The following is a 5,308-nucleotide window of genomic DNA, read 5'->3' as shown; positions in this document are numbered from 1 at the left end:
TCGGCGGACTTAACGCGGGAAAACCAGTTCTCCTCCATTCTGCCCAAGCCTCATAACCATTCATAAAAAGATGCACCCAACGTTGCGTAGCAATCTTAGCAAGACCATTATTAGCATCATAAGCCACTTCAGGATGTGCCTTAAATGCAGCTAAACCACTGATATCATTTGCATTCCATTGTCGAATTGATTGTTCAATTGCCAGGTCATAATTTACCTGAGCAGTAGCGTCCCCCCCTGCAATCCATCCAATTTTCGCTGCCTCCGCCTGTGCAAACAAAGCTTGCGCATAAGTAATCAGATATACCGGTGAATTTTGTTGACGGATGGCCGCACCAAGCAAAGAATAATCATCCACTATTACGGATGTATTTAAGCCATATTCCAGTCCTGCATAATTACCCGACAGGTTCTTATCTGCATATACTTTCAAACGGGGATCATCAAAAGGTTTCATCCTATCTACCAGCGTTTTACTTACAGCATACCATTTCCTTCCAAGCCGTGTAAATGAATTGTACCAATAATTTTCATTAGCTTGTTCGGCAAGGTGTTTATATATTAAGTTAAACTTATTATCGTCAATAACGCCAGCAGCAAGCGCTTTATTAAACTCCGCCTTACCAATTGTAACATCAACCTTAGACAGCCGCAAAGCCATTAGCATATGAATGGTATTCCCCAATTTTTTCCAGCTGGAGATATCACCACCATACAAGATATCATTTTTAATAGTACCAGCAGAAACATTTAAGGCTGCATTCGCCTCATCTAACAACTTAAATAGGGCAGTATAAATAGCCTGTTGTTTATCGTACACTGGATTAACCACCGCTTTTCCTTTCAGGGCCTCACTGTAAGGCAAGTCACCCCACCTGTCCGTCATGTGCCACATAAAATAGACCTTCAATATTTTGGCTATAGCCAGCTGGTTTACAATCGGTCCCTCATTTGCATCTAAGGTATTGGAATTAATCACGGTCTCCAAATTAATCAGCGGCTGATAATACCAGCTATAAAAATTAAAGTATACGGTAGCATACCTCGCGTCTTCAGTATAAGTTGTATTGGAAAGATACTGAGGGTAAAGATTACCATAAGCATTAGAACTCATATCTGGTAAGTATAGTTCAGCATTGGCAATAAGCTTAGTCCCAGATGCGACACTTGCCTTATTTGGATTGGTGTTAATGGAATCATCAAATTTGGAACAGGCGCTAAAAAAAAGCCCAATTGCAAGTATCCCTGTTAATTTATTTATTCTTTTCATGACCTGTAATTAAAATGTGAGATTAAGATTTACCCCAAAAGATCGAACTGTTGGTAATTGACCTTTTTCAATCCAACTGATAGAGGCACTACCCGCAGAAAGGTCAGAAGGATCAAGTCCTTTAGGTGCCTTTTGCCAGATCATCACAGGATTCCGCGCAATTAAAGCCACTTTAACAGACTTAAAAGGCAACTTATTCAACATCTTTTTCCCTAAGTTATAACCCAGACTAACTTCCCGTAATTTAACATAAGAAGCATCCATCAGCCACTCCTCGTAAACTTGCGTTCCAAGAATATTCCGGTAATAGTTTCTTGCCTCCACATAAGCTGTAACTTCCTGTCCTGTAACAGAAGATATCCCATTCACCTTCACTCCACCACCATTTGCTACTGCATCCCGGACATTATTTCCTTTGTCATTTAAAGCCGCTGTTTCTGCAGCCTGTCCAGATTTAACAGCCAGCATTTTACTCCAGCTAAAAAACTTACCTCCAGACTGAAAATCAATCATTGCACTAATGTCAAACTGACCAATATGAAAATTATTCACAAAACCTCCTGTAAATTTAGGAAGTACAGAACCAAAATCATGATTGGCTTCGTACATAGGCAAGTTATCTTTATCCAAAAGAATCTTACCTGTTGCTGCATCACGCTTATAGCCTTGTCCTACCAAATTTCCAAAAGGCGCACCAACTTTTGCATTCAGATAGATATTTACCTTCGAATAAACATTTGCATCCAGTTGATAAACATCTATACCAGGATACAGTTCTTTAATCGTACTCCTGTTCCGGCTGAAATTTAAAGTAGCATCCCAGCTAAATCTTTTAGCCACCACAGGTTTACCTGTTAAAGTAACTTCAATACCTTTATTCTCAATTTTCCCAGCATTGACCAAATAGCTCGAATATCCTGTAGCACCAGATACAGTTAAAGGTATAATTTCATCCTGGTTTTCCTGTTTATAATAAGTAAACTCCAAACCCAATCTATTCTTAATAAACCGTACATCAACCCCAGCCTCAAAAGAATGGGCAAAAGACGGCTTAACATCTGGATTATTTAACTGGTCAGGAACATACTGTGTATTTATAGGTGTGGTACCATTGTTGTAAACCGCACCGGTTTCATAATAATATGAAGTTTGATAGGCTGCTAAATCTGATCCGGCAATGGCATATCCCATCCTTACTTTACCATAACTTAAAGGTGTCCACTTTATCAGTTCACTAAACACAAAACTTCCCGATACAGATGGATACCAATAAGAGTTCTTACCTTTAGGAAGCGCCGACGAATTATCGTTACGAATTGTACCCTCCAGGAAATAAGTATCTTTGTATCCGAAAGAAGTTGTAGCATACATACTTCTTACCTCTTTACGGCGCAAATAAGAAGTAGCCAAAGGCCTGTCAACAGAAGCCTCAACACTATAAAAACCAGGACTGGATAACCCACCCTGTGTTTCTCCACGCACATAGGAGTATTGCTGGGTTAGAATATTAGCTCCTAAATTTGCATTGACAGACAATTCTCCAAAGGTCTTGTTATATTGCCCCAAAAATTCATAATTGTTTTCCGTATTCTGGTACTTACCCGTCCAATAACCATCTACATTACGTCCACCTAAGGCTTCCTGATGTGATAGATTTTGGGTAAACCTGTCAGAACGAATAAATCCACTTAGCTTCAATTCAGGAAGCACCTGAAAACTTGCATTTACATCTCCAAAAAAACGATCCCTGTTATCCTTATTCAGATTTTCATACAAATCAAAGAAGGGATTATTCCAATCACTTGGCTTATTGTTTGCATTGGTTATAGTACCTGTTGTTTTATTTGGGTTTACATTCCAGTTCAGGATAGTTCCATCCGGATATTTATAGTTCCGAAGTTCATTGATATCAATATTTCTTTGAAACCACTGAACAGAGCCAGTTCCAGAGCCCTGATATCCTTCAGTTGGCCTTTGAGCACTATTATTTGCATAATTTAGATTTGCGCCAATGGTGAGCTTTTTGGTAATGTCTAAAGAACCGTTAACACTCAGGTTATTTTTCTTTAACCAGGTATTCGGCAAAACTCCATTTACATAGCCATTGTTGTAACTAAACCTTATGGCAGAGTTTTCATTTCCTCCAGCTACTGAAAGGTTATTATTTAAATTGTATCCCGTTTCATAAAGATCTTTGATGTTATCAGGATGAGGAACAAAGGGTGTCAGTTGTCCATAACGGGCATCCTGCGGGTAAAAACTATAATACATCCGCACTGGTGTACCATCCATTTTTGGCCCCCAGCTTTCGTCGTTACCGTCCAGGTATTTTTGTCCATTAGCTAGAGTAAGAAAACTCTGGCTGTTACCAACACCATAGATGTTCTGTAGTGGCATAAAATTTCCGGTTTTTTCAATTGAAAAGGCAGAGTTCAATTGGATATCGATTTGTTTAGCACCTTTTTTTCCTTTTTTCGTTGTAATCAGAATCACACCATACTGACCACGCAAGCCATATAATGCAGATGCTGCCGGACCTTTCAGAACACTTACAGACTCTATATCTTCAGGGTTAATATCCTGGGCAAGATTTCCATAGTCAGCACCATTTGAGGTACTATTGGAAAAATTCTGATTAGAGACGGGCGTTCCATCTACCACCATTAAGGGTTGATCTTTTCCTGTCAGCGAGTTGGCACCTCTGATTTTAATTTTCTGGGTTCCACCCATACTTGCTCCCGAAGAACCGACCACTTGTACCCCTGCTACTTTTCCGGCAAGCGCGCCAATTACGTTTTGTTGTTTGGTTAGTGTGAGGTCATCGCCTTTCACTTGCTGCACAGAATAACCAAGCGATTTATCACTCCGTTTGATTCCCAGCGCCGTGACCACCACTTCCGACAAATTTTGATTGTCTGAAGCCAAAGCCACACTGATTTTCAACTGGCTGCCCACCAGTACTTCTTTAGGCAAAAAACCGATGGAGCGAAACAACAACGTTTCTGTTGCTCCGGCACGGATGGAAAAATTCCCATTGACGTCCGTAGCTGTTCCTCTGCTGGTTCCCTTAACGGTCACACTCACTCCGGGAATTGGCTGCCCATCGTCGGATGCGGTAATTTTACCGCTGATTTCTTTCTCCTGGGCCCATAAACGGAGCGTACAGCAACATAGTAAAATGAGTAAAGTAATGGTTTTCTTCATCTTGTTTAGGTTAGGTTAGGTATTTTGTGGATTGTTATGTTCTAATAGCTTCGTATTTTTTTCAGTCCTAGACCTGGAAGATCATTCAGCCTCACTTTACCATTTACCACTTCCATTCCTTTATAGACATCATTGCTGATCAGCAGAGCGCCATCAAGATCTGCCCAATCTACCATCGGTGCCAGTTGCGAAGCAGCAGAAATGGCGCAGGAAGTTTCCGTCATACAACCAATCATAATCTTCATACCCAGGGCACGCCCAAGTTCCAGCATCTTGTGGGCTTCCCGCATCCCGGTACACTTCATCAGCTTAATATTGATTCCGCTGTATACTTTATGGGCCTTCACCACATCTTCCAGCCTTTGCACCGCTTCATCACCAATTGTTGGCACCGGGCAATGTTCCGTTAACCAGGCATTATCGTCCACCTGTTCTTTCGGCATGGCCTGTTCAATAAACACGACTCCTTTTTCATGCAGCCAGTGTGCCATATCCAGCGCAAAAGCCTTATCCTTCCAACCCTGATTAATATCCACACACAAAGGTTTATCGGTTACTTCTCTAATGGTCTCGATCATCATCTTATCGGTATCCCGACCCAATTTCACCTTTAATATTTTGTAAGGATCCGCTTCTTTCACCTTCTTACGAATCATTTCAGGGGTGTCAATCCCGATCGTATAAGAAGTATTCGGTGTTTTAGAGGGATCATAACCCCATATTTTATACCAGGGCTGTTTCATGATTTTACCTACCAGATCATGCAAAGCAATATCCACCGACGCTTTAGCTGCTTTATTTCCAGCCTCCAGATGATCTATATAATCCAGGATA

3 protein-coding genes are annotated in these 5,308 nt (G+C 40.8%); all 3 read right to left on the bottom strand.

Features of this window, described 5'->3' with window-relative positions:
- Positions 1 to 1,270: SusD/RagB family nutrient-binding outer membrane lipoprotein (locus tag VNZ46_RS23240; protein WP_325563086.1), on the bottom strand; the 1,270-nt coding region annotated here is incomplete at its 3' end.
- Between the two features lie 9 nt (positions 1,271 to 1,279).
- A complete protein-coding gene (locus tag VNZ46_RS23235) occupies positions 1,280 to 4,474 on the bottom strand; it encodes a SusC/RagA family TonB-linked outer membrane protein (protein WP_325563084.1) in 3,195 nt (1,064 codons plus the stop codon).
- A 41-nt stretch (positions 4,475 to 4,515) separates the two neighbouring features.
- On the bottom strand, positions 4,516 to 5,308 hold a 793-nt coding region (locus VNZ46_RS23230; protein ID WP_325563082.1), incomplete at its 5' end, for a dipeptide epimerase.

It is taken from the genome of Pedobacter sp., from assembly GCF_035566355.1.
GTDB lineage: Bacteria > Bacteroidota > Bacteroidia > Sphingobacteriales > Sphingobacteriaceae > Pedobacter.
This window is presented reverse-complemented; position numbering and strand designations above follow the sequence as displayed.

Bases quoted from the DNA above. Each gene is read 5' to 3' on its own strand.
- VNZ46_RS23235 (WP_325563084.1), bottom strand. From the start codon at position 4,474: ATGAAGAAAACCATTACTTTACTCATTTTACTATGTTGCTGTACGCTC.